Origin of the sequence: Cohnella sp. WQ 127256, from assembly GCF_024519285.1 — a bacterium.
GTDB lineage: Bacteria > Bacillota > Bacilli > Paenibacillales > Paenibacillaceae > Cohnella.
In genome coordinates this window covers 519,856-542,458 of record NZ_JAMZCY010000005.1, presented here as the reverse complement: position 1 = coordinate 542,458, position 22,603 = coordinate 519,856, and the positions used below count along the sequence as shown (strand labels likewise).

22 protein-coding genes are annotated in these 22,603 nt (G+C 46.0%); 2 read left to right on the top strand and 20 right to left on the bottom strand.

The features are described from left to right. Positions 1–4: 4 nt before the first annotated feature. The 6 genes from M1K58_RS17460 to M1K58_RS17435 are packed head-to-tail and all read right to left on the bottom strand — an operon-like array spanning position 5 to position 4,866. Entirely contained in the window at positions 5–355 is a 351-nt protein-coding gene (locus M1K58_RS17460) for a hydrogenase maturation nickel metallochaperone HypA/HybF (protein ID WP_256760121.1), read from the bottom strand. Further along, entirely contained in the window at positions 348–761 is a 414-nt protein-coding gene (locus M1K58_RS17455; RefSeq protein ID WP_256760120.1) for a transposase, read from the bottom strand. The genes M1K58_RS17460 and M1K58_RS17455 overlap by 8 nt, the downstream gene beginning before the upstream one ends. Next, positions 754–1,251, bottom strand: a complete 498-nt coding sequence (locus M1K58_RS17450) for a HyaD/HybD family hydrogenase maturation endopeptidase (RefSeq protein ID WP_256760339.1) — start codon at positions 1,249–1,251, stop codon at positions 754–756. The genes M1K58_RS17455 and M1K58_RS17450 overlap by 8 nt, the downstream gene beginning before the upstream one ends. Continuing rightward, positions 1,232–2,014 carry a Ni/Fe-hydrogenase, b-type cytochrome subunit gene (gene cybH, locus M1K58_RS17445; protein WP_256760119.1) on the bottom strand — a complete coding sequence of 261 codons (783 nt, stop codon included), beginning with the start codon at positions 2,012–2,014 and terminating at the stop codon, positions 1,232–1,234. Before cybH ends, M1K58_RS17450 begins: the two co-directional genes overlap by 20 nt. A gap of 11 nt (positions 2,015–2,025) precedes the next feature. Then, entirely contained in the window at positions 2,026–3,741 is a 1,716-nt protein-coding gene (locus M1K58_RS17440; RefSeq protein WP_256760118.1) for a nickel-dependent hydrogenase large subunit, read from the bottom strand. Further along, entirely contained in the window at positions 3,742–4,866 is a 1,125-nt protein-coding gene (locus M1K58_RS17435; protein WP_256760117.1) for a hydrogenase small subunit, read from the bottom strand. It lies immediately after the preceding gene. A 349-nt stretch (positions 4,867–5,215) separates the two neighbouring features. Between M1K58_RS17435 and sigK the strand changes: the two genes are divergently transcribed. Continuing rightward, on the top strand, positions 5,216–5,917 hold the full coding sequence (gene sigK, locus M1K58_RS17430) for an RNA polymerase sporulation sigma factor SigK (RefSeq protein WP_256760116.1): 702 nt from the start codon (positions 5,216–5,218) through the stop codon (positions 5,915–5,917). Positions 5,918–6,075: 158 nt separating this feature from the next. Here sigK and M1K58_RS17425 read toward each other — a convergent pair whose 3' ends face one another. From M1K58_RS17425 to M1K58_RS17365, 13 genes are all read right to left on the bottom strand, one after another. Continuing rightward, positions 6,076–6,882, bottom strand: a complete 807-nt coding sequence (locus tag M1K58_RS17425) for an acyltransferase domain-containing protein (RefSeq protein WP_256760115.1) — start codon at positions 6,880–6,882, stop codon at positions 6,076–6,078. 289 nt (positions 6,883–7,171) lie between these two features. Next, the gene (locus tag M1K58_RS17420) at positions 7,172–8,449 is read right to left on the bottom strand and encodes a M20/M25/M40 family metallo-hydrolase (RefSeq protein WP_256760114.1); all 1,278 of its coding nucleotides are present in this window, start codon (positions 8,447–8,449) and stop codon (positions 7,172–7,174) included. Between the two features lie 40 nt (positions 8,450–8,489). Beyond that, a complete protein-coding gene (locus tag M1K58_RS17415; RefSeq protein ID WP_256760113.1) occupies positions 8,490–9,722 on the bottom strand; it encodes an MFS transporter in 1,233 nt (410 codons plus the stop codon). An 8-nt stretch (positions 9,723–9,730) separates the two neighbouring features. Beyond that, complete coding sequence (locus tag M1K58_RS17410) at positions 9,731–10,399, bottom strand: cysteine hydrolase family protein (RefSeq protein WP_256760112.1); 669 nt, start codon at positions 10,397–10,399, stop codon at positions 9,731–9,733. A gap of 47 nt (positions 10,400–10,446) precedes the next feature. After that, positions 10,447–11,514: an ABC transporter substrate-binding protein gene (locus M1K58_RS17405; protein WP_256760111.1), complete on the bottom strand. Its 1,068-nt coding sequence runs from the start codon at positions 11,512–11,514 to the stop codon at positions 10,447–10,449. Between the two features lie 44 nt (positions 11,515–11,558). Further along, positions 11,559–12,332 (bottom strand): ABC transporter ATP-binding protein, encoded by a 774-nt coding sequence (locus tag M1K58_RS17400; protein WP_256760110.1) that lies wholly within the window; start codon positions 12,330–12,332, stop codon positions 11,559–11,561. A 15-nt stretch (positions 12,333–12,347) separates the two neighbouring features. Further along, positions 12,348–13,190, bottom strand: a complete 843-nt coding sequence (locus M1K58_RS17395; RefSeq protein WP_256760109.1) for an ABC transporter permease — start codon at positions 13,188–13,190, stop codon at positions 12,348–12,350. 2 nt (positions 13,191–13,192) lie between these two features. Then, positions 13,193–15,289: a hydantoinase/oxoprolinase family protein gene (locus tag M1K58_RS17390; protein WP_256760108.1), complete on the bottom strand. Its 2,097-nt coding sequence runs from the start codon at positions 15,287–15,289 to the stop codon at positions 13,193–13,195. A gap of 30 nt (positions 15,290–15,319) precedes the next feature. Beyond that, the gene (locus M1K58_RS17385; protein ID WP_256760107.1) at positions 15,320–17,527 is read right to left on the bottom strand and encodes a hydantoinase B/oxoprolinase family protein; all 2,208 of its coding nucleotides are present in this window, start codon (positions 17,525–17,527) and stop codon (positions 15,320–15,322) included. Between the two features lie 12 nt (positions 17,528–17,539). Next, the gene (locus M1K58_RS17380) at positions 17,540–18,658 is read right to left on the bottom strand and encodes a TetR/AcrR family transcriptional regulator (RefSeq protein ID WP_256760106.1); all 1,119 of its coding nucleotides are present in this window, start codon (positions 18,656–18,658) and stop codon (positions 17,540–17,542) included. 644 nt (positions 18,659–19,302) lie between these two features. Then, entirely contained in the window at positions 19,303–19,701 is a 399-nt protein-coding gene (locus M1K58_RS17375) for a tellurite resistance TerB family protein (protein WP_256760105.1), read from the bottom strand. 23 nt (positions 19,702–19,724) lie between these two features. Continuing rightward, positions 19,725–20,357: a hypothetical protein gene (locus tag M1K58_RS17370; RefSeq protein ID WP_256760104.1), complete on the bottom strand. Its 633-nt coding sequence runs from the start codon at positions 20,355–20,357 to the stop codon at positions 19,725–19,727. A gap of 13 nt (positions 20,358–20,370) precedes the next feature. After that, on the bottom strand, positions 20,371–21,072 hold the full coding sequence (locus M1K58_RS17365) for a lecithin retinol acyltransferase family protein (RefSeq protein ID WP_256760103.1): 702 nt from the start codon (positions 21,070–21,072) through the stop codon (positions 20,371–20,373). 184 nt (positions 21,073–21,256) lie between these two features. Between M1K58_RS17365 and M1K58_RS17360 the strand changes: the two genes are divergently transcribed. After that, complete coding sequence (locus tag M1K58_RS17360) at positions 21,257–21,697, top strand: hypothetical protein (RefSeq protein ID WP_256760102.1); 441 nt, start codon at positions 21,257–21,259, stop codon at positions 21,695–21,697. A gap of 80 nt (positions 21,698–21,777) precedes the next feature. Here the strand turns inward: M1K58_RS17360 and M1K58_RS17355 are convergent, their stop codons facing one another. Next, a complete protein-coding gene (locus M1K58_RS17355; RefSeq protein ID WP_256760101.1) occupies positions 21,778–22,224 on the bottom strand; it encodes a tellurite resistance TerB family protein in 447 nt (148 codons plus the stop codon). Positions 22,225–22,603 lie beyond the last annotated feature (379 nt).

Here is a 22,603-nt window from a genome sequence, read left to right as displayed (position 1 = left end):
TCATTTAGCTCCCCTCGTATGACTTCACTTGAAACGATTGACCAGTCGTTAACTGCCCCCCTGGTAGCGAACAATCTGGACATATCGCGATCCGATGTGTTGGCGTATAAGTGGTCTGGCAATGCGGACAGGATGCTCTCGCTTCCTCGATCAACATTTCCAACGCGGCATCCTCTGTCAGCATCGTCATTCGCTGCGCCTTGTACATGTCAAAAGCCATTCCCAGAGCGTCAGGCATCGCGTTGCTTAGAATGCCAACCAATAATGTAATGCCGGTTACAGAATCAAACCCTCTTTGCTTCGCGTCTTTCTCAACCAAGTTCAAAATATCACCCATCAGCGCCAGTTCATGCATAAGGGACCTCTTTGGACGGGATGCCGACATGCAGATGACCGTCTTCAATTTTCGTCGGAAACGATTCGAAAGATTCTGGCGAGGACAGTGTAGCTTCACGATCGCACGAAAAACACTTAAAGCTACGCTGGTAAGCCAAATAATTCAGCAGCTGCCCACAGCCCGGACACTTTTTACTTAATGCATAATAACGGTTGTCGCCATGCATCACGATCAACGGCTCCATTTGAACCGTAACCTCATCGAACAAGGTACCTGCTTTGGGATAGGAGATACGGTAATAACGTGTGCCGCTGAACGTTTCCGCGACTTGATCTAGCTTCTCAATATCCCTTTCAATAAGGGGAGAAATGATTTCTTTAAACGTATTAGCGAAAGCACTTTTCAAAAAGTCCCGTCTATTCATCACTAACCGTCCATTTCCGTACTTGATCTTCGATCCGATCGACCAAGGCATCTAGCGTAGACGAGACTGTCTCAGACAACCCAATACCAAATTCTAGGCTAGCTGGCTGAACGCCGAACATCGCCATATGCGCAGGGACTCTCTCCCTTATCCGCGAAGCGAAGAGCACTTCCTGAAATCCAACTTGATGAACAGACATCTTAATTCCGTAAAAGGCGGGAATGGCTTCATCGTATACACTGTAGATCGTACCAGGAGCCTCGCCCCCGTTTATCGCATCAAGGATGATCAGATGATCGGTGTCTTCGACAGGACCAAGCAGCCGCATACCGTCCGTCGCCCCTTCGATAATTTCCACATTCTTATAGTGTTGCATCCGTTCTTCCAGCAGTGGGAGCACGTGAATGCCTACACCTTCATCGCTGTACAGTGTGTTTCCGATGCCAATGACAGTGATCTGCACGGGAATCCTATTCTTTTGTAGACTCATCATCATGTTGTTTACCCTTCAACTTCTTCTCAGATTTATATCCCGTAAAGATTGAGCTCATCGTTCCATTTCGCTCCATCCAATCCTCCCGAAATGCCATATAAATGTGGACGACTATAAACACGATAAATCCCCATGCAACCAAATGATGCCAGGAGCGAATCATAAAGCTATCCCCGAAAATCATCGGAACCCAGGAGAACATTCGTCCAAATAACGATTCAGGCTGAGGTTCGAAAAATAAATAATATCCGGTGAGCATGGCAAGAATCGATCCGACCCCAATAAAGATCCAATAGCTTAATTGAGCGAGTGGATTATGCCCCGTATAATGCGGTTTCTTATTTCGAAGGAACAAATAGAACTTGGCTGTTTGCCAGGTCTCCACCCAGAATGCCTTTTGAGCGGGGTTAGATGTTGCATATTTGTTCCCTTTGAATACCCAGTACCAGCGAGCTAAGAGATTTGCCGTAAATACGAATGCCGCGAAAAAGTGAATATACCGCACCCACCCCATCAGGAAGGCAGTGGCGTCCTCATGAACGAGTGGACCGAGAAAGGGCTTACCGATGTAGATGCCTGTCACGATCATCACTAGGATGGTCGCCGCGTTGATCCAATGAAAGATACGCACGGGTAGCTCCCATACGTACACTTTGATATACGCTTTGCCATCTTCCCTAGTACGGACGGGGCGTCTTTCCTTTGCCGCTATGCGGGTTTCGGGATGTTCGTGCTTACTCTTCTCAACAGGGATAGACATTACCGCATCTCCTATCCAATCCGAATTTCAGTCATTTGATCATTGTGCAAGTCAGTGAGATGAACCGCGCAAGCTAGGCAAGGATCGAACGAGTGCACGATTCTTAATATTTCTAATGGGTTCTCGGGATCAGCAATCGGTGTCCCCTTCAAGGCCGCTTCATACGCGCCAATCTGGTTTTTGTGATCACGAGGCGAAGCATTCCATGTGGTCGGTACGACAGCCTGATAGTTCTTTGTCTTCCCATCCTCGATGCGAATCCAATGACCAAGTGCTCCACGAGGTGCCTCGATCCAGCCGACACCCTTCGATTGGGCTGGCCATGTGGAAGGGTCCCACTTTGAGTTATTAAAGGTCACTTGATCGCCATTACGGATGTTCTGAATGAGCGAATCCATATCATCACGCATCCATTTACTGACTAGACCCGCTTCCAAAGCGCGTGCAAGTGTACGTCCCAAGGCGGATTGTAAAGCCGCGAACGGCAGTCCTAACTTACTTAAGGCACTATCGACTGATTCAATATACTCTGGTTTCTTCGCAGCATACCCGATAATCATCCTAGCTAGCGGCCCTGTCTCCATGGACTGTTCCTTCCACCTAGGGGATTTAATCCAGCTGTATTTGTCTGCTGTATTTAGCGTTGAGTACGAGCCCTTAGGTCCGGTATAGTTTAGGTTCGTTTCACCTTCCCATGGATGCTTACCACCGGAAGCTTGTCCGTCGTACGTGTACCAGGAATGGTCGATAAATTCCTTCACCTGATCAGGATCCTTCGGATTAACATCCATTACATTGCTTAAATCGCCATTCAGAATGACACCTCTAGGCATACGGTACAGGTTCACATCTCTAATATCACCCGTTGAGAAATCACCATAGCTTAAGTAGTTGTTTAATCCCCCTCCATAGGTCCAATCCTTGTAGAAGGAGCCAATCGCCATCACGTCAGGAATATACACCTCGTTAACGAAAACCATCGCTTCGTCAATCAGCTGTGACACATGAGACAACCGCTCAGCGTGAATTCCATTGTCACTGTTAATGTCCAGAGGCGTCGCCATTCCGCCCACCACGTAATGTGGATGCGGATTTTTACCTCCGAAAATCGTTTGTACTTTCACGATTTCCTTCTGCCAATCCAGCGCTTCCAAATAATGAGCAACCGCTAACAGATTCACTTCTGGCGGCAGCTTATATTCCTTATGTCCCCAATAGCCGTTCGCAAAAATACCCAGCTGTCCGCTATCCACAATGTTTTTAACCTTTTGCTGTACTTCCTTGAAATAACCCGGTGAAGATTTAGGCCAATTCGAGATCGACTGTGCAATCGTACTCGTTTGTTTAGGGTCAGCTTGCAGAGCATTCAGCACATCAACCCAATCAAAGGCATGCAGATGATAGAAATGAACAACATGATCATGCAGCATAACTGCGGCATTCATTAGATCGCGAATCAAATGTGCGTTTCTCGGAACTTTGATATCTAATGCATCCTCAACAGACCGAATGGCTGCAAGCGCATGTGTTGAAGTACAAACTCCGCATATTCTTTGCACATATGCCCATACATCGCGCGGATCACGATTTTGCACGATCAGCTCCAAGCCCCGTATAGCGGTTCCTGAGCTGAATGCATCTTGGATGACGCCGTTGTGCATTTCCGCTTCAATGCGTAGATGTCCTTCAATTCTAGTTACGGGATCAATTACGATACGTTCAGCCATTTATTTGTCCTCTTCTCTGCTCTCGCCTTTATCGCTTGTGTCGACTTTATCTTTTTTATTGCTTTTATCGCTTTTTTTGTTCATAACCGCAGTCACGGCAGCATGCACGGCAATACCGGCAACCGTAGCCCCTATGACACCTGCTCCCACCACTTCAGGATTAATCGTCGTCTGCGTTCCCGGAATTTTGGCCATTCGTGTATAGAAGGGACCGTTGTCCCAGAAATTACTTTCCGAACATCCGATACATGGATTACCGGATTGGATAGGGTAGCTAACACCGCCGTTCCAGCGCATCTCTGCACAGGAATTGTATGTCGTTGGCCCTTTGCAGCCTACCTTATATAGACAATAGCCTTGCTTCGCTCCTTCATCGTCGAACGACTCAACAAAGAGCCCCGAATCGAAAAACGCGCGGCGGTTACATTTATCATGAATACGGTGTCTGTAGAACGCTTTTGGTCGACCGTGATGATCGAGCTCAGGAACTGTGCCAAATGTTATTAAATGTGCAATAACCCCCGTCATGACTTCCGCAATCGGTGGGCAGCCAGGTACTCGAACGATCGGTTTATCCTTAATAATATCCGTAATCGGCTTGGCACCGGTTGGATTAGGATAAGCAGCAGGAATGCCTCCCCAAGAGGAGCAGCTTCCATAAGCTAAGATCGCTTTCGCATGCTTCGCGGTTTCGAGCAAGGTTTGCTTTGCTGATACTCCGCCAATCATTAAGTACTCATCATGCATAGGGATACTGCCCTCAACAGCCAGAATATATTCTCCTGGATAATTCTCGATTACGTGCTTCCTAGCTTCCTCGATCTGATGACCCGATGCAGCAGATAAGGCTTCTGTATACTCTAGTGAAATCATATTAAATAAAACGCTTTCAATCTTAGGGTGCGAGGACCGTATAAAAGATTCCGAGCAACCCGTGCAATCCTGCAATTGAAGCCAAATTACGGGTACTCTCTTGCTAACTTCCATAGCCTTAACGACTTCGCTGTTCTGGGAATAGTCCAATCCGATTGAAGCAGTGAGCACTGCGCACATTTTAAGAAAATCACGACGGCTGAATCCACGGCTTAACACGGATTGGTAAATGGTTTGCATGTCTTTTTCCATGTTTTAACCCTTTCTCCTTCGCTGCAGTTTGGATGTCAAGTTGATCTTAATAGCTTCATCTTACTCTCATTTTTGTGAGTGAAATGTGAAGATTGTCACATCTTTCCATCCCTCAAAAAATAACATGATCACAGGAATAACATTGTAAAAAATGTCACATTGTGTCGGATATTATTCCATTTTCTTTACCCTAAACCGCAATTTAAATTTAGTCGCATGCCGGATTATGCCAGCTTCATGAAATGCTTCACTTTAAAGTGCAGTACATGCACGGATAGGCAAATACCCACATACAATGGTAATGCTTCTCTTCCCGCAAGCCGAATCCACTAACGGAGGTGGCCTTCCCGTGCCTGGTTTAATCACATCGATAGCCCTGTTCTTGAAGCAATTGTCCCTACTTGTCTCCTATGTTAAAAACAATGCGTTCCCCCAGCCATTAGCCGATGAAGAAGAGGCGCTGCATCTGCAACGGCTAGCGGAGGGTAACCCCGTTTCCCGCAACCTGCTCATAGAGCACAATCTGCGATTGGTTGCCCATATTGTCAAGAAATTCGATAACACTGGAGAGGATTTGGAAGACCTCATCTCAATCGGAACGATCGGGCTCATTAAAGCGATCGAAAGCTTCCAAACTGGTAAAGGCACCAAGCTAGCCACATTCGCAGCTAGATGTATTGAGAATGAGATCCTCATGCATTTACGTTCACTGAAGAAAACACGGAAAGACGTTTCTTTGCATGACCCTATAGGTACGGATAAGGAAGGTAACGAAATTACATTGCAGGATATACTTGGCTCGGAGCCCGACGATGTCGTGGAGCAAGTCCAGTTGAAGATCGAGAAAAGTAAAATTTATCGCAATCTCGATATTCTTGATGAGCGTGAGCAAGAGGTCATTCGGGGGCGGTTCGGCTTGGATGGTGGCGGAGATGAACGGACACAACGTGAGATTGCTAGAGAGCTGGGGATTAGTCGGAGCTATGTGTCTCGTATCGAAAAGAGGGCGTTGATGAAGCTTTACCATGAGTTTTATAAGGCGAAGCGGTGAACGGACAATGATAAGAATAAAGCCGATGAACGCTGTTCAAGCGAAGTCTCATCGGCTTTCGTATTTGGAGCTCCTGTTGGAATGCGAGCTTACTCAATCACAATAGTTGAAGTCACTGAGCCATCCAACATTTAAAGGGATGACCTTACTGTAAAGGATTAAAGTATTTTAATGCCGTAGCCGTTACCCAACTTATTGCCCGCCATCAGATAGGCTTTCGCGTTCCGTTGTAAAGAAGTGTGTTCTGCGTATTGTTGCGGCTCGGCTAATGTCTTGTTAAAGATGAATCGCTCGGCGTCTCTTACGTCGTGATCGACTTTATCCACGTGGAAAATGTGTTGAAACCGTAGAATGTTAGAGCTTGAAGATAAAATATCGGATAATTTAGGGTAGAGCAGCCAAGAGTAGCATATAAAAACCGGGTTGATCCCTCTGAAAAATCTGCTGGCTTGATCAAAGGATTCCTCTACCTTCTGAAGATCGAGCGGTTCTCCGGCTGGAATATGAACATTAAGGACAACTTGATTTTTAGATATCTTTTTACTATTCAGTTCGACATCCCGATCAATCGCATAAGGTTGAAACTGTAATCTTCCCAATTTGAACAATCGAAGCTGAACGTGCTCCTGCAGCCAGTGACATTCCTCAATGCCATATTCACCGAAATCTCGCAAGCAATTCATGCACCACAGCTGAATGTCTGAAAAAGTATCAAAGTAGATGTGATCCTCTATGCCCCGTAATTGATATTCTTCGTAGGCGTCGACAGAAAGTTTTACGAATAAATATAAAAATAATTGCCTAAATCCCTCAACTTGCTTTACACGTTCAAAAAAGGCTTGTCTGTCATTGTAAAAATGCTGTTTGTAACTTAAGTATAAGCTGTCATCCATTTGATACTGATCGATAATCTGCCGGGCATGTGTATCCAACTGTATGCCTTCATAGAATTGTTGTAAGTTCATCTTAATTCCCCTCCACTCCCCACCTCTTATTCTATCAATTCATTAACAATAACAGTATCGATCTCGTCCGGCAAAGGATAAGTGAAATGGGGGATGTACCCAAACACGCGAACAGGATGTTCTCGTAGGCTTTCGTACTCCAGCTATCACCGCGCAACACTCATGGAATCAAAACCGTTCGATGCGGTGTATGAAAACTTCTATATTTTCAGTCGACAATGAAACCCTGACGGAACCCGTCAGGGTTTCTGCATTCCTTGATGAACCTAGATGAATATGACTGACTACCTCATCCTCTAGATTGCATACAGACGTCAAGCGCAATCGATGCGTAGGATTGCGCACAACGCATCAATTCGACTAAAGATGGCGTCTGCCTTGAGGGTCCATAGGTTACGGATGGAACTCCATATTCGTTAAACACGCTGTGGTCGCGCCACATACTGGAGAACACTGGAGCGGACATCTTCAGTTCATTGGCGAATACTCCCTGATGACTTTCTTTAATGATATCAACAAAGGGTGTAACTTGCCGGAAGTCGGCTTCATACCCTTGACGGAAAAGGAATAGCTCCACTTCCGCTTCTACGCCAGAATCGACCACTACGGAACGAAGCTGCTCCGCCACCTCTGCCGGAACCATTCCAGGAAGGATTCTGCAATCCAGGTACAACGTACAAGTATCGCTACCCCCAATGATAAAATGGGGATGGCCGCCTTTAATCGCACCAATCTGAACCTTTGGAATAATTGTACCTCCCCGATAAACTCGGGTATATTTCTCTTCGTATTCCATAGCCCACTTCGTTAAATTAGGAATTAGGGCTGCCGCTTTGACAATCGGATTTAGATGTTCATTTAATTGAGTCGTATGACGAATGACCGGTGTATAGATGCCCTTGCCTTGAATGGTTATCTTGAAAAATGCTTTGCCTGCCTCAACCCAGGAGATGCCAAAATCCGTTCCTTCCGCTGCCACTCCATAGTCTGCCATAATTCCACCATGAACCATCATATATTCGGCTCCGGTCTCCTTGCTGACATAGGATAACCCGCTAAATTCATCAACAGGCTCTTGCCCCATCTCTCCCGGACACGCTGTTAAATAGAGATCGCCTAGCAGGGGGACTCCAGCTTCTTTGATCGCTTTGGCCGCCAGAAGAAAACAAGCCATCGGACCTTTGTCGTTCTCGACACCCTGCCCATAGAAAATTCCATTCTCCAACCACGCACTATGCCAGAAGGGATTTTCTAAATCCCGATACATCCAGGAATCTAGTGAAGAGCCGCTCGGCCCAGCTGTGTCAAGATGACTGGAATACAGTAAGCTCTTTCCTCCGCCAGCTCCTTTAAGCTTGCCGACAACATTAAAGCGCTCTTCCGACAAGCCCACCCTGCGTGGGGCAAAGCCTTCATGCTTCATCCAGTTATAGACGTAGTCTCCAGCTTCCTTCTCGAAGCCGTAAGGACTCGGAATATTGCAAAGCTCCAATATGAGCTTCGTTAGTTCTTCCTCCGTAATTCGTTTGAACACCTCATCGCGCCAATAAGTACGATCATACGTCATAGCGAATACCTCCCTAAGTACCTTTGAGCGAAGTTAAATATTACGACTCGTTATCCTCAGCAACATATTTTTTGCAAAAAATCGACGCAGCTATAATGCCTACCACAGCCATACATATGCTCAATAATACAATTCCTGGCGTAGCTCCCAGCATCGAGACGGCTAAGCCAGAGCAGACCGGAGCAAGAAGCATAGCAGCTCGATTAGCTGTCAATCGACCCGCTAAAGCCAGACTCCTTCTCAGCGGTTTCGCATGTTGGAGAATCGTAAAGATGAGCACAGGCTCACCGATGCCAACACCCACGGCCAGCAGTAGACTAATCGGTGCTAATGTGGCTACACCGCCCCATTGCATGACAGGCAGCAGAGCTACACCCGCAACGGACATCCCCAGAGCGAGACATATCGTTACGCGAGGATCAAAGCGCAGTACATTTAGACTGATCAGTAGACGAGCAACGCCTACCCCTATGGCTCCAATGGTGAGGACAATTCCAATAGATTGAGTATCCAACCCACTCTGTGACAAATAGGCCGGCATATACGAAGCCCTGAATTCGGAGCCAAAGAAGAGCACGAGTGAGGCCAGAATGACGAAGAGGTACAAGGGACCACCTAAATCCGTTAAGCCCCTCCCCCTTCTACCACTCGGTATCGGTGTACCTTCTGCAAGAGGAGATTTGGATCTCTCAGCCTTCCCATTAGCCATCCGAGAAATCTGATAGGATAGACACAAATGAACACCGACCGTGATCAAAAAGACGATCCAGATCATTCTGCCTCCGCCAATGGGATACAGAAAGCCAGAAGTGACTGGACCGCCCAATGCACCAATACTTGAGGTCAAGGCTAACAGATTAACACGCTTGCTCGTCTCGTTGCCTTTCTCCAGCTTAGTTACTGACATCGATACAAGCGATTGCGTGGAGATCCAAACGAGAAGCCAGGCTACGCCACTAGCTAATTGTCCAGCTAGAATGAGAAGCAAATACCCGCTGTCTACAACCTGCATCTGATCCGCCGCCAGATAGAACAAACCACTAACCAGGAGAAGTAACGATCCCACTGGCAGGAGCTTTTGGGGACCCAAGCGATCTCCAGCCAAACCAATCGGAATAGCGAGCAGTAGCGGAAGCACAGATTGAAAGGCAAGCAGCATACCTAACTGAGTAGGTGATTCCACTCGTTCCGCCAGACTGAACGACAGAGTGGGTCTGGACAATTCCAGCACGAACCAAAAAATCAGATTATTAATTTGCAGGAAAATGTTCATACGTCTATTTATTCATGAATAGCAACGGACATCGATTCTTCAATTAGACCCACAATTTCATCCGTTTTCATACAAGCCCCGAAGTATTTAGCGGCTATACGCATGCTCCATTCATGTGCCTCGACCGAATCCGTAGCAATCGCATCTTCCGCAATAATTACATCATAGTCACGTTGATAGGCATCTCTGATCGTAGTCTCTACACATAGAGAGGTTGATACCCCGGAAATAATGAGCGTCTTAATCCCCTTCATCCTGAGAAGAGTGTCTAGTCTCGTATCGAAAAAGGCGCTAAAACGGTGCTTGCGAATTTCTTCAGCAGGGTGAATGTACAAGGGCTTTAATTCGTCAACGACTTCGGAATCCCAAGTGTGTGCTAGCGCTGCCGGGCCCGAACCAAACCTCAGAGTGTGAGGAATAATGCGGTGATTCTTGCGTGTAACATCATCCGGATAATGCTCTTGGATCGTCCATGCATCGAGAATGCCCGCTTTCCGGCTGGATTTAATGAGCTTCTTGACTGGCTCAATCGTCGCCTTCATATGGGATACGTCCACTCCATTCAGCCCAAGCGAGCCTTGTAAGGAGCAGAATCCATTCTGCATATCTATAACGAGCAAAGCTGTCTCTGAAGAGTTTAATACATAATTGTCTGGAAGCTGCGGATGAGTTGCCATTACACGTTCCTCTTCTCTATTTATTATTGTCTAGCGTGGAATTAAGATTAGGGCTGCCAAATCATCTGTTCCGGTATACTTTCGAAGCCTAGCTCATCTTTTCCTGTTTCGGCTTTTAGAACCTCGAAAATCTTCTGAATATTCCCTTCCATATTCGGAGTTAGCTCCAAAAAGATGTTCTTTTTCGCTCCATCCTTTATTAACTCGATTGTTTTAGCATCCGTTATGTCCATTTTCTTAGCAATTTCATTCCAGATTTCACTATCGGAATTCAAATATTCGATCGCTTCTTTGTATGCTGCAGCAAAGGCCTTAACCGTATCAGGGTGCTCCTCAATAAAGGAATCACTGAACGCATAGAAGAGGAATGGTGCTTCGGGAGATAGACCCAAATCCACTAAAACATCTGAGACATAGAAGGGAATTCGATAACCTCCTGGACCCGCCAGCCTGTTATTCAAATCTCCGTAGTTGAGGGCGACATCCAGCTTTTTCTCTTGCATCAATCCCAATAGTAGACCCGGCGCCGCTTCACTCACCTTGTTTGTTTTTTCAACATCGAGGTCATACAATTTCTTAGCTGCTGCGCGAATTAATACCCAGTCAGGTGAAATACGACTGTAAACACCGATATTGAGATCCTTCAAATCCTTTACAGATTGAACAGCGGAATCATCAGGTACGAGAATGCCATTACCCCATCCAAGGAAGGGAACAACCGCTTTTACTTTTTCCCCTTGTTCGATATTACGAGCAAGACTGAGCCAATCCGTGATCATGCCATCTACCTGTCCCGTCTTGAAGGCGGTCCAGTTCGCATTAACGGCGCCTGAATCCTCAACTGCCTTCAATACAAAGCCATGCTTCTTATCCAACTCAAGCTTCTGGATTAGGAAGGATGGAATGGATTGTGTTCCTGTCGATACGACATTCATTCGCAATTCGACGGGTTCGCTACTAACCGCTGAAGAGCTAGCGGGTGCTGAGCTCTCAGCTCCCACCTTCGTTTCGTTTTCCTTCCCACCGCACCCTGCAAGTAAACCCGTCATGAGAACAAAACTAAGGACAATTAGACCCTTTTGACCTTTCCTTACCGTTTGAGATTGTGACTTCATCCTATTTCCACTCCTCCTATGAATCTCTTTTTATTTGAATACCATCAAGCTAATTGCCCGGAGATTTGCACAAATCGACTCATCGCCTGCTTGTTCGTCTGAAACAGCTCATCACTCTCATACTCCCTTGGTCGACTTAAGCTGACAGGAACGATTTCATCAATTTCTCCAGGGTTCGAAGACATCATAAATATTCGATCTGCTAGATAGGTCGCCTCAAGCGTATTATGCGTAACAAAAACGACAGTTTTGCGATCCTTCTGCCAAAGCTGAAGCAGGCTTTTCCGAATATCACGAGCTGTTAATTCATCTAGCGCACCGAATGGCTCATCCATAAGCAAAATTTCCGGATTGACTGAGAATGCCCGCGCGATGGATACCCGATGCTGCATCCCCCCAGAAAGCTGATGGATATAGTGCTTCTCGGTACCGGATAAATTCACGAGATCCAAGTAATGCTCCGTACGATCCTTCCACTCTGTCTTGGGCACTTTAGCCGCTTCTAATGCGAAATGAATATTTTTCTCCACCGTCAACCAAGGGAGGAGCCTAGGCTCCTGGAACAGATAGCTTAAGTGCGCCTGACTTTTCGCTTGCGGGATGCCGTCGATGCTGATCTCTCCCGAATATTCCTTATCCAATCCGCTGATCAAATTGAGAATGGTCGATTTACCGCAGCCTGAAGATCCGAGTAAGCATATAAACTCTCCCGTTTCGACTTCAAAATTGATATTTCGTAGGATTTGTTTCTTACTTCCGTTTACCGTGAAGGATTTGTTCAAATTTTTGAACGATATTTTATACGGAGTCGTAGTCATTGATCCATCTCCTCCTTAGTGAGAAGTCTTGGGCCGCCATGCGAACAGGCGCGGCTCCAACCAGCGGCTAATAAACAACTCAATCATAAGCATGACGATAATAAAGGTAATGGCATTGCTTAAGACGTGCGACATATTGTACAAGGAGTACCAATAGTTGATCATAAAGCCGATTCCATCTGGTCGACCCATCAACTCCACGAAAATAACCATTTTCCAAGTGAGTCCGAGACCAAATCTCGCAGAAGCCATAATGTAAGGCATTAATTGGGGGAAAATGACCTTCCGATAAGTCAGTTTTTTGTCTGCACCGAAAATAAAGCTCATTTCCATCAGCTTTTTATCCATAGACTTGACCCCCTCCCAAATATTGAAGGAGATTGTAAATACCGTTGTACAGGTCACCGCTAAGATGGCAGAAAATTCTGATAATCCTAACCAGAGAAAGATCACAACAATATAAACAAGAGCAGGAATCGTCATACCGACAACCATCCACAGATTAAAAAATCCAGCTACCTTTCGTGATAAGCCCATGATGCATCCGATCACCAGTCCTAGAGTCATCGTCAGCACAAAAGCGAATATGACGCGAAACATCGTAATGCCGAGATGGGAAAGAATTGCACCATCACCGATGTCATCCACCATCGCCTTTAAAGTTTGGATGGGGTTGGGGAGCACCTTGGATGTCAAGTAAAGAGACATGATCCACCAGAGTGCAACGAGTGACAGAAGCGATAACATCCACTTCCCCTTTCCTAGTAAAGCTACTAGCTTACTACCGATACTTTGAAGCTTGTCATCCCGAAGGTAGTCACCCTCACTCGTTAGAATTACACCTTCATTGTTGGACATACTCATTCCCCGCCCTTCGAGTTCGTTAAGACAAGATTCTGTCTCTCGTCAAGCAACACATCGTAATCAGGCGCCACATAAATGGTGGTATGATTTGAGATAATAATGGCCGGTCCTTGGGTAGAAAACCCTCGTGGCAATTCACTGAACTTGTAGAACGGTGTCTCCGACCAGCCTGCTGTTTCACGGTAATATACGGGATAAAACTTAGGAATTGCCGCATCAGTATGAAGATCCTCTACTAGGCTTAAGGCAGGTAAATTCTGATCCCCAACAACCCGTACGCGCAGTCCTGAGATCTTCAGACCCGCTTTCCGATATGCCGTACCTTTTCCATACTGCTGTTCATAAGCTTTATCGTAATCATCCATCAATTGCCGCACATCTTCTGCAGTACGTAATGGAAGATTAGCTTCAACGGGTAAACCTTGTTTCTGACCTTCGTAGCGGATTAACACTTCGCGTTTCACATCGATAGACTCGAATCGATTACCGATGGAATCCAATTCCTCGATCGCACGCTTCTCCAATTTTTTCAAAGCTGTCTCTAGCCTTTCAGCGTCGCACGGCAACTCCAGCAGGAGAGTTTCCTCCGCCACAGCAGCAGGGTCGGATTGTGCGATTCCATAGGCAGAAAACACGGAGGACATCGGTGGAATGACAACGGTAGTGATCCCCGTCCCTCTCGTATAACCACAAGCATGCAGGGGACCCGCTCCACCGAAGGAATATAGAGCGAAGCTCCTAGGGTCATAGCCCTTTTCAACCGACATCTTGCGAACCAGATCCCCCATATGAGAATCGGCAATTTCTACGATACCGAGCGCTACATCCTCAAGGCTAATACCGAGACGATCCGCTAAGCTACTCATGGACTGACGCGCGCCTTCAACATCCAGCTTGTGCTTGCCACCGAGAAAATAATCTGGATTCATACGTCCAAGTACTAGATTCGCATCCGTTACCGTCGGAAGCTTTCCGCCCCTGCCATAACAGACTGGACCAGGCAAAGCCCCCGCGCTCCTCGGTCCTACTTTAAGAAGTCCTGTACCTTCCTCAATCCAAGCAATACTTCCTCCACCCGCTCCTATTGAATCAACCTCGATCATAGGATAAGTAATTTGATATTTAGAAAATACCGAAGCAGCAGCGAATACAGGCTCACAATTGACAATCATACCTACGTCGAAGCTAGTCCCTCCAACATCAGTTGTCAGAATGTTGCTATGCTTTAGTTGCTTGCCCAACGCTGCCGCACCCATAACACCTCCCGCAGGACCGGATGTTAGAAGCGCTACTGGCGTTTCCATGGCGTGCTCTATTGAGGTAATCCCACCGGAAGATTTCATGACGAGCGGACGATTGCGATACCCCTCATTGGACAAAGCGTTTTTCAGCTTATTCATATAGCTCTTGGTTTCAACACTTAGATAGGCGTTGATAGCTGTCGTTGCCGTCCGCTCGTATTCTCCGATAACAGGGGATAATTCGGAGGACAACGTCACCGTCCAAGCTGGATTACGGTCAAGTAAATACTTACGTATGGCCTGCTCGTGAACCGGATTTGCGAACGACCATAGTAGACTTACCGCAATCGCCTCAATACCAGCCTCTACCAATTCGTCAGCAATTTCTGTGAGAGATTCGAAGGACAAGGGAACAACGATCTGTCCTGCATAATCTATTCGTTCGATCACTCCGCGAATATAATTCGGATCGTATACGGGGAGTGCTTTGTCATGACGGCTATAATCCATGACTTCATCTGAGCTTAGTCCTGCAACCTTCTGGTAGGTACGTCCGATGACAATGGCATCTTCATGTCCTCTAGTCGTAATAATCGCAGTCTTGCACCCTTGTCTAGTTAGCAAAGCGTTGGTCGCAACTGTTGTCCCATGTGAGAAAAGTGTCGTCTGATTTAACAGCTCTCTTAATTCTATCCCCATAACTGATGCCGCATCACGTACAGATTCGATAACTCCTTGTTCAAAATTGGGAGGAGTTGACGGCGATTTCCCTGTCCACATTTTCCCGTTATCGCCAATGACCACACAATCGCTGAACGTGCCACCAGAATCAACAGCTACAATATAGCTCATTACTCCTCACATCCTTCTTCCAGATTCGTTTTATTCCATGATTAGCAGATGGTCGGAGGGCAATCTCTCATCCCCAACTCGAACCATCGAGCTATCGAATTGTACAAAGCAGCTAGGACAATAATGAGTCTGCCAACGGAAATCTAATTCACCTGTTTTGTGCGGATCAACATACCTACCTGCCTCACTAGCAGATTTATTCCAACTTGCCATGTACTGATAGGCTTCTGCTCCGTTCGGTGCAATCGTACATCCGCAGTCGCAATAGAAGTAATGATGGCCATCCTCACCCTTGCCAATGAACAGATCGTGGAACAACCGCGCAACCTGTTTTTCCATTTTAACGGGAGCTTGAGTGAGCGATGGAGCAGTTGTCTCATCCTTGCGCTTCTGAAGCAGCTTAGCTCGCAGCTTTACAGTCTCTGTAAGATCCACTTTCCCTTCTGACACGATTACCCCGTATTGACCAGCAGCAGTCTCATCCGTCACTCTACCGAGACGGAGATCCTCCAACACCAATGCAGGTTCTCTTTGAAAAGGATCTCCGAAGCCTCCACCCCCATTGGAGATGGAACGATAGACGTCACCGCTCTCCAAGTAGCTATGGGACATATTCTGGTGAATCTCCACTTCTCCTAGAATGTCTTCAAAGGCTGCTGGCATCTCCCCGTCGGAAAGCTGTTGGTCAGTTAGAGCACCCCTCTTAATATAAAATTGATTCGTCGCTGAAGGATGACCACCGGCAATGCCGACCGTAGCGGGAACCTTAGAGCCCATGCTGTGCATAATAACATCCGGAATGATCGAAGCTCCGTGAACGACATACATCCGATCGATTCCATTTCCTCCTCTGAACATTCCCGCTCCACCGGAATCCGGCAATTGCTTGCGATACAGATACAAGAGCGGGTATTCCTGCTCATAGTGCTCAACGTTTGAAATACTGCTCTTCGCTGCCCCTACAAGCCCTCCTGTGTCAATGCCATCCTTAAACGTTCGTGCTCCTCCGCCACCAGCCATACCATCGAGAATATCTGCGCCGAATGGTAATCCAAACTGATTCGTCCCGTTCAATTCCTCCTGCGCTTTCGATCCCGGCCAACCTCCCATAGCTCGGTCTGTATAGTGGCCTGAGGCCAGCAGCATTTTCGAAACGATATTACCGACCAGCGCCATAATGAGTAATCCGATGCTTGTTGTTGATTTGGACACACCCGCAGGGAAGGTAGGATTAACTAAAGTGCCACTCTCGGCATATACCTTGATCGTCCGCTCGACTCCAGAAGTTGTCCACGGGATGTCCCAGCATAAGGTTGACACGAGAGTTCCGCTGAGCATGGCAACGAGAGAAGGGTAAGTAAGATTGATTGTTGCAGGAGCTTGTTTGGCGGTTCCGGTAAAATCAAATTGGAGCTCATCGTCCATTTTGCTGAGCTTAAGCACGATCGGATAGACCTTCTCATCAAATTCCATATAGGCTCGAGAGAACCAACTGCCGTCCGGAATTTTGCGTAGCTTGGTCCGTAGAAGTAATTCTGCATCGTTAAGAATATCTTCGAGGAAGTCCACCAAGCCGTTCTTTCCTAGTTGCCCCACTAGCAGGCTCATATTCTGTATAAGCGTATTGCACGCGGCCAGCTTAGCTCTCAAATCTAACGCAAGCAGGTCAGGAACTCGACTTTTCCGCAAATAATTACGTTCAACATCTGCAAGCAGCTGCCCGTTCTGCAGTACCTTGATCGATGGCATAAGCGGAGCCTCTCCATAAATATCCTTGGCTCCCAACTGTACTTGACCCGGTGTAGGTCCTCCAACATCGATTTGATGGATTTCTGCACCTACCCATGCGATCAATTCTCCTTCATGGAAGTAAGGCATGACGAGCGCGATATCATTCTGATGCATGATTCCGATATAGGGGTCGTTACATAAGAAGCCGTCCCCTTCCCTAATTCCCGGATTTTCCTTGTAATGCTCGAGAACATCCTTGACCACACAGGATAGTGTGGAGCCCTTAGTCACGATATATTGACCGATCAGTACACAGTCACCTTCGCGATTCATGATCGCGACATTCAAATCCCCTATTTCTGTCGCCACGGGAGAACCGGATACACGCTTCATCGCAGCAGCCGCTTCTTCCGTGATCGATTGCAGGCGATGCCGTAAGATTTCATATTGAATGGGGGAAGTTTTCCGTGCCGGAATTGTGGTTCTGCTTCTGTTTTCACTGATCAATGAACTCACTCCTCATTTGTTCTGTTCGTCACAGGGTTGAAGTCTCTTCATATATTGAGCGAATCGTTTCCCGAATTGCCCGGAGCTCTGATCAATGAGCCGTTGAAGGGGATACATTCCCATCCGACCCAATTGCTGCTCCAACAGACTCTGCAGATTCTGCGCTTCACGATCACCTCGAATGACCCACAGTCCGACAGGAAGCCCTGACAATTCCCCCCTCTCAGCCACTGCTTCGAGTTCCTTTAATCTTTGCTGAGCAGAAGCCGATATTTCTCCGTATTCAGAGTTGAGAACAAGGATGAGACCTTCACAATTCAACGCGATGGGTTCCAGTTGTTCGCCGACAGACACAATCATGGTCTTCACATCTGCTGCCGATGACAGACTTAGGATTAACTCTTCGACCTCGGTATGCTCAAGCGATTGTTCATCGAGTGGGACAATACGAATCTGATATTCCTTAGGCTGATGACCAGGAACCCCAATCTCTCTTCGAGGAAGCATCCCATAGAACGCCATTCCCATAATCTCCTTAGAGCACACCTTACGCATTTCATCCAGAGTGAACCCTGCTTCCCGCATACCTAGAAATAACCTAAGCTCCTCTTCCTTCGAGAACAGTAATCGATCCATCATCCCCCATAGAAGTGCAAGGACAACATTCTCATTTAAATAAGGATTTAACAGACCCTGACGCTTCCACCGCTTCAAAACACCAAGCTTCTCTTGAAAATCCTTTTCCCAATATTGACGGACATATTCCCGATAGATTCCTGCATCCGACAAGCTCTCCCACTGAAAGATTCGGAACATATTCATATTGCTCCATTTGAATTCGAAGTGCTTGTGAATATATTCGCTGAGCACCTTCTCAGGGTCATCGTCATCCCAAGACATATCATGCACATGTGCTTCCCAATTGTGGAAAAGCCGGTCTAGAACGCCATGATACAGCTTTTCCTTGGACTCGAAATAATAGCTGATTAGAGCAACGTTTACTTCAGCTCTCTCCGCAATATCACTGACACGGGTACCGGCATATCCCTTCTGTGCATATACCTGCTCTGCTGTCAGCAAAATCCGTTCTTGCGTGTTCACCTTCTCTTCCAACGTTTCCCTTGATGTCAAGAAACCTCCCCCTCATGCTGCGAATTAATTAAATGTATTTTTAATCCATGTCATCATTATATTAAATAATCATTTAATGTCAATATATATAACATTAAATTACGGATTATTTTTCCAATAGCTTGTATTTCGCAAATTAATGTCGTGTTTGTGTTAGTTTTAAGATATATAATGTTACTTATAGTTACACATTGTGTGGGAAAAAGATATATCGATGATTTCATGACCCTATAGATGCTGAGCGTGAGGAAGAGGTTGTTCGGAGGTTAAGTGATTAATTGACGTAAAAAAAAAGCGCCGACAGCGAGGTGTCAGCGCTTCTTAGTTATCGTTATCCCTTTCGTTCAGGACACTCGATATGCGAAATGATTCGGGAATTAAGAGTTGCTCCTGCAGTTCGTTGCAGGCTTTGATGTTCAAATCGTAATAATCATCTTTGGATATTCGGTCCGATAGAGACATTTCATAAGTATGGTCAATCTTGCACTCCGATGGCCTATTCGTGTAGATCGAGCATAAACGCGTTTGGTCATCGTAATATCGACAGGTTCCATCCCCCCTATCGAGTTTGCGGTAAACATCTGAACCGCTCAAGCTTCTGCAACAAGCACCACAAGAGGTGCAGGGGAATGTCGTTAACATCTTCAATCCTCGGCAACGAGTCGGACACCCTCCGATTGGAGATTGCTCATGCTTATCACCCAGTTTTTATAGGACTCGTACTTCTCCAGCGAGAAGCCGAACGCCTCCCGGATGACATGGACCGCTTGTTTCTCTTCCTCATTGTAGTGACCATCCGCGAAGATCAACGCTAGAATTTCAATGAAGAAAATGTTCTTAGTATGAGCGTCCTCGACAACAGCGAGAATTTGATCTAAGGTACGATCACTTGGAGTTAACTCTTCCAAACCCATCTCATACATGTATTGTTCGATATATTCTTGCTCACTCTCGTGGACATGCCCATCCACTCCGGCAACGTAGTGTGCAAGATCAATAAACGATTGCTTAAGCTCGTCGGAAGTGATTTGACTCAAGAACATCGGGTTGTCTCCTTTGAACGGACTTAAAGCCCGCTTAGTTTTTGCTGCAGTTGAACTCTTTCCTTTTTTATCTCTTCGATTTTTTTGTTGGTATCCTGGATTTCCGTGCTCATTTTGTTGCGACGCTTGTCTAGCTCAACGACCTTGTTCTCATGAAGCCTCAGCTCAGATCCGGCATATTCATGTTCATTAGCTTTGGCAAGTCGCTCAAGTTCAAGTTGACCCGCTTCATGACGGAGCTTCCCCGAACGGAAAAGCAACTTATTAACGAAACGTTGGGACTCCGTTTCTAGCAAGCGGATACGGGCAGTGAACAGTTCTTTCTCATTCTCAAGCTTTCGGACACGGAGCATCAACACTTCCAGCTTCGAAGCGATTTCCTCTCGTTCTTCCATTAGCTTCTCAAGCTTATCTTTAAGGGATTTTTCTCTAACCATGCTCGCAGTAAGCGACTCTTCCAGAATCGCGATTTGTTTTTTTAGCGTTGCGATCTGCTCTTCTTTGCGAGAAAGCTGAGAACGCTGTGAATCGATATGATCCTGCTGATCATCGATGTAGTTATCCCTATGACTGATTTCTTTTTTGTGCTTTCGATTTTTCACAACGGCGCCTACAACGGCACCGACACCTGCAGCAATTAACCATGGAATCGGCATGATTTCCTCCTATTTATGAAAGCTTATTGTTGTTCAGATATTCATCCGCTTGCCCTAAGATGCGACCCATTCGGTCGTCGCTTGCCGAAATTCGCTTTTCCAACGCCTTATGATCGACAGCAAGCCGTTCTGCTTCCTGATGCAGAATTTCAACTTCTGCTTGCATCGTGGAGATGGCCTCGGAATCCTGAAGGATTATCATTTCTTGCTTCCGAGAATAGATCTCATTGTCCTCGTGTAAGCTCCCAATGATCTCCTTATAGGAGACATTAGTCTTATATCGTCTGATCCTGTGAAAAAGTCGATGCTGATTCATCTCCGGCACTCCGGCCCTGCACCACATCACGAAATGCTCGCAGTTGTTATACAGCAGATCATAATTCGTTTTTCCTAGCATGGATCTCGCCCGCCGCACTGTTTCTGAGCCCTCGAAGATTCGGTACTGTTTTCCTTCGACAAGTAACAAATAAGAGAAAATCTGCTTCTCATCGATCAACTTCTCGACGTCGAGGATGAAAAGCTTGGTCTGACCACGCATAAAGACGCTCATTCCGGTCTCTACAATCATGTTGTTGGAGGATGAAACGTCCGATTGGAGAGACGTAAAATGGACGACGCGATTGTTGCCGCAATAAATCCCATAATGTTCATACCCCCACCGCGTAATCCCGATAATATCGCCAGGCATGACCGGGGAGCGGGACTGCTTGTTCAAAAAACCACCCCGATTGGTAATATCTTCATTCGTATCTGAATAGGGTTCGACAAAACATGAGGATTTCCTCCCCCCTTCAATTTTTGAGATTACAATCCATTGAGGAAAATTTCAAAACACCCCACCAATAGAGGTATAATGTTGGGAGTGCACTGCAGTTCATTATAAATAATGAGGGAAAACAATGTGGCCTTTATCCATATGGAAAAATTATGTGAAGTCCAAAGAACAAAGGCGTGTTCTTCAAGCAAAGCTTGAGTGGCTGCAAGTCGAAGAAATGAGGCTTTCGTTGGAATGGAATGGGATGTTAGTCGGACTCGATCATTCGATCGTCTTCACTTCTAAGTCAGAAGCTGGCTTATCCCAAGAATATAAGAACTTTCTCAAGCTGAGTGAAGGACGTTGTCGGCTTGGGAATGTATACGCGATTAAAAATAAAGGACGTTCTACATTGAGTGGCACACACAATCTTTTTATCTCTTATAGCCAGCTGGAGTTAATAACGGGAGTCTCCCCCTATCAATATGAAGAGGTTATTCGCAAATATGAGGACACCTCTGTGCAGATCGACCTGATACAAGAACAGTTGAAACCGAAGCGGTTTTTCAACTTTTTTCAGAACTAAAAAAGACCATCATAATGAATTGTCTCCATAGTAAAGAGACCCCAAGGTTAATCCCAGGGGTCCCTTCTTATGTCGTAACCTTATAGTCCGAAATCACCAGCAGGAAGCTTAAGCTCTCGGCACATTTCTCTAACGACATTTTTCTCTTTCTCGTCGAAATCTCCATCTGCCGCGCCAATTGCACAACAAACGCTAATGATAACACGCGCAACTTCAGGCTTGTCCTTAAATTTGGTAACAGACTTCATCGCTTCCGCTTTACCAATCATAGCGTCAAAGTCGAAATTGCTCGTGAAGTGGTTGAAGCGTTCGATTACCTTAGACATATCAAAAACCTTAAGCTCTTCATTGTGATTAATGTAACCAGCCATTTTTTGCTTTTCAACACCGTCGATTTTTCCATCGGCTGCAGCAACAATCGCGCACCCTGCCACGACAGCATCCATGAAATCTTTATTCTTAAACTTAGTCACCTGATCTTTAAGACCTTGGCGCATCGAAGACAGCTTTTGTGAAAATGTGCTCATAAAATAGTTCCTCCTCATTAAAATATATACGTTCTATTGTATCAGTATCTTACATAAAGTGTATCTCAAGACGCTCTTTCGAGCAAATTCAGAAGTAATAATTTGAGTATTATTGTCGAATTTGTGTCCATATATTAGCACCCTCTAGAATTAAATGCAATTAATGTAAATGAAATTAAATTTGTCCATTACAGGCTATGTTGTTCTTGAAGTAAACAACATACATTACATTGCTGCTTCCCTTGGAATCCTCCTCTTCCTGCTTATGTTCTTCAAACCGACGCTGTAGGATACATAGTATCCAAGAGCCTGCTGATCTTTGTCAGCAGGTTCTCTTTGTTTATTATTGCGACCCGAATTATTTTCCACACTGACAAAT

What these genes read in the sequence shown, in the direction of transcription:
- M1K58_RS17460 (WP_256760121.1), bottom strand. Translation starts at nt 355, where the DNA reads ATGCATGAACTGGCGCTGATGGGTGATATTTTGAACTTGGTTGAGAAA.
- M1K58_RS17455 (WP_256760120.1), bottom strand. Translation starts at nt 761, where the DNA reads ATGAATAGACGGGACTTTTTGAAAAGTGCTTTCGCTAATACGTTTAAA.
- M1K58_RS17450 (WP_256760339.1), bottom strand. Translation starts at nt 1,251, where the DNA reads ATGAGTCTACAAAAGAATAGGATTCCCGTGCAGATCACTGTCATTGGC.
- cybH (WP_256760119.1), bottom strand. Translation starts at nt 2,014, where the DNA reads ATGTCTATCCCTGTTGAGAAGAGTAAGCACGAACATCCCGAAACCCGC.
- M1K58_RS17440 (WP_256760118.1), bottom strand. Translation starts at nt 3,741, where the DNA reads ATGGCTGAACGTATCGTAATTGATCCCGTAACTAGAATTGAAGGACAT.
- M1K58_RS17435 (WP_256760117.1), bottom strand. Translation starts at nt 4,866, where the DNA reads ATGGAAAAAGACATGCAAACCATTTACCAATCCGTGTTAAGCCGTGGA.
- M1K58_RS17425 (WP_256760115.1), bottom strand. Translation starts at nt 6,882, where the DNA reads ATGAACTTACAACAATTCTATGAAGGCATACAGTTGGATACACATGCC.
- M1K58_RS17420 (WP_256760114.1), bottom strand. Translation starts at nt 8,449, where the DNA reads ATGACGTATGATCGTACTTATTGGCGCGATGAGGTGTTCAAACGAATT.
- M1K58_RS17415 (WP_256760113.1), bottom strand. Translation starts at nt 9,722, where the DNA reads ATGAACATTTTCCTGCAAATTAATAATCTGATTTTTTGGTTCGTGCTG.
- M1K58_RS17410 (WP_256760112.1), bottom strand. Translation starts at nt 10,399, where the DNA reads ATGGCAACTCATCCGCAGCTTCCAGACAATTATGTATTAAACTCTTCA.
- M1K58_RS17405 (WP_256760111.1), bottom strand. Translation starts at nt 11,514, where the DNA reads ATGAAGTCACAATCTCAAACGGTAAGGAAAGGTCAAAAGGGTCTAATT.
- M1K58_RS17400 (WP_256760110.1), bottom strand. Translation starts at nt 12,332, where the DNA reads ATGACTACGACTCCGTATAAAATATCGTTCAAAAATTTGAACAAATCC.
- M1K58_RS17395 (WP_256760109.1), bottom strand. Translation starts at nt 13,190, where the DNA reads ATGTCCAACAATGAAGGTGTAATTCTAACGAGTGAGGGTGACTACCTT.
- M1K58_RS17390 (WP_256760108.1), bottom strand. Translation starts at nt 15,289, where the DNA reads ATGAGCTATATTGTAGCTGTTGATTCTGGTGGCACGTTCAGCGATTGT.
- M1K58_RS17375 (WP_256760105.1), bottom strand. Translation starts at nt 19,701, where the DNA reads ATGTTCTTGAGTCAAATCACTTCCGACGAGCTTAAGCAATCGTTTATT.
- M1K58_RS17370 (WP_256760104.1), bottom strand. Translation starts at nt 20,357, where the DNA reads ATGCCGATTCCATGGTTAATTGCTGCAGGTGTCGGTGCCGTTGTAGGC.
- M1K58_RS17360 (WP_256760102.1), top strand. Translation starts at nt 21,257, where the DNA reads ATGTGGCCTTTATCCATATGGAAAAATTATGTGAAGTCCAAAGAACAA.
- M1K58_RS17355 (WP_256760101.1), bottom strand. Translation starts at nt 22,224, where the DNA reads ATGAGCACATTTTCACAAAAGCTGTCTTCGATGCGCCAAGGTCTTAAA.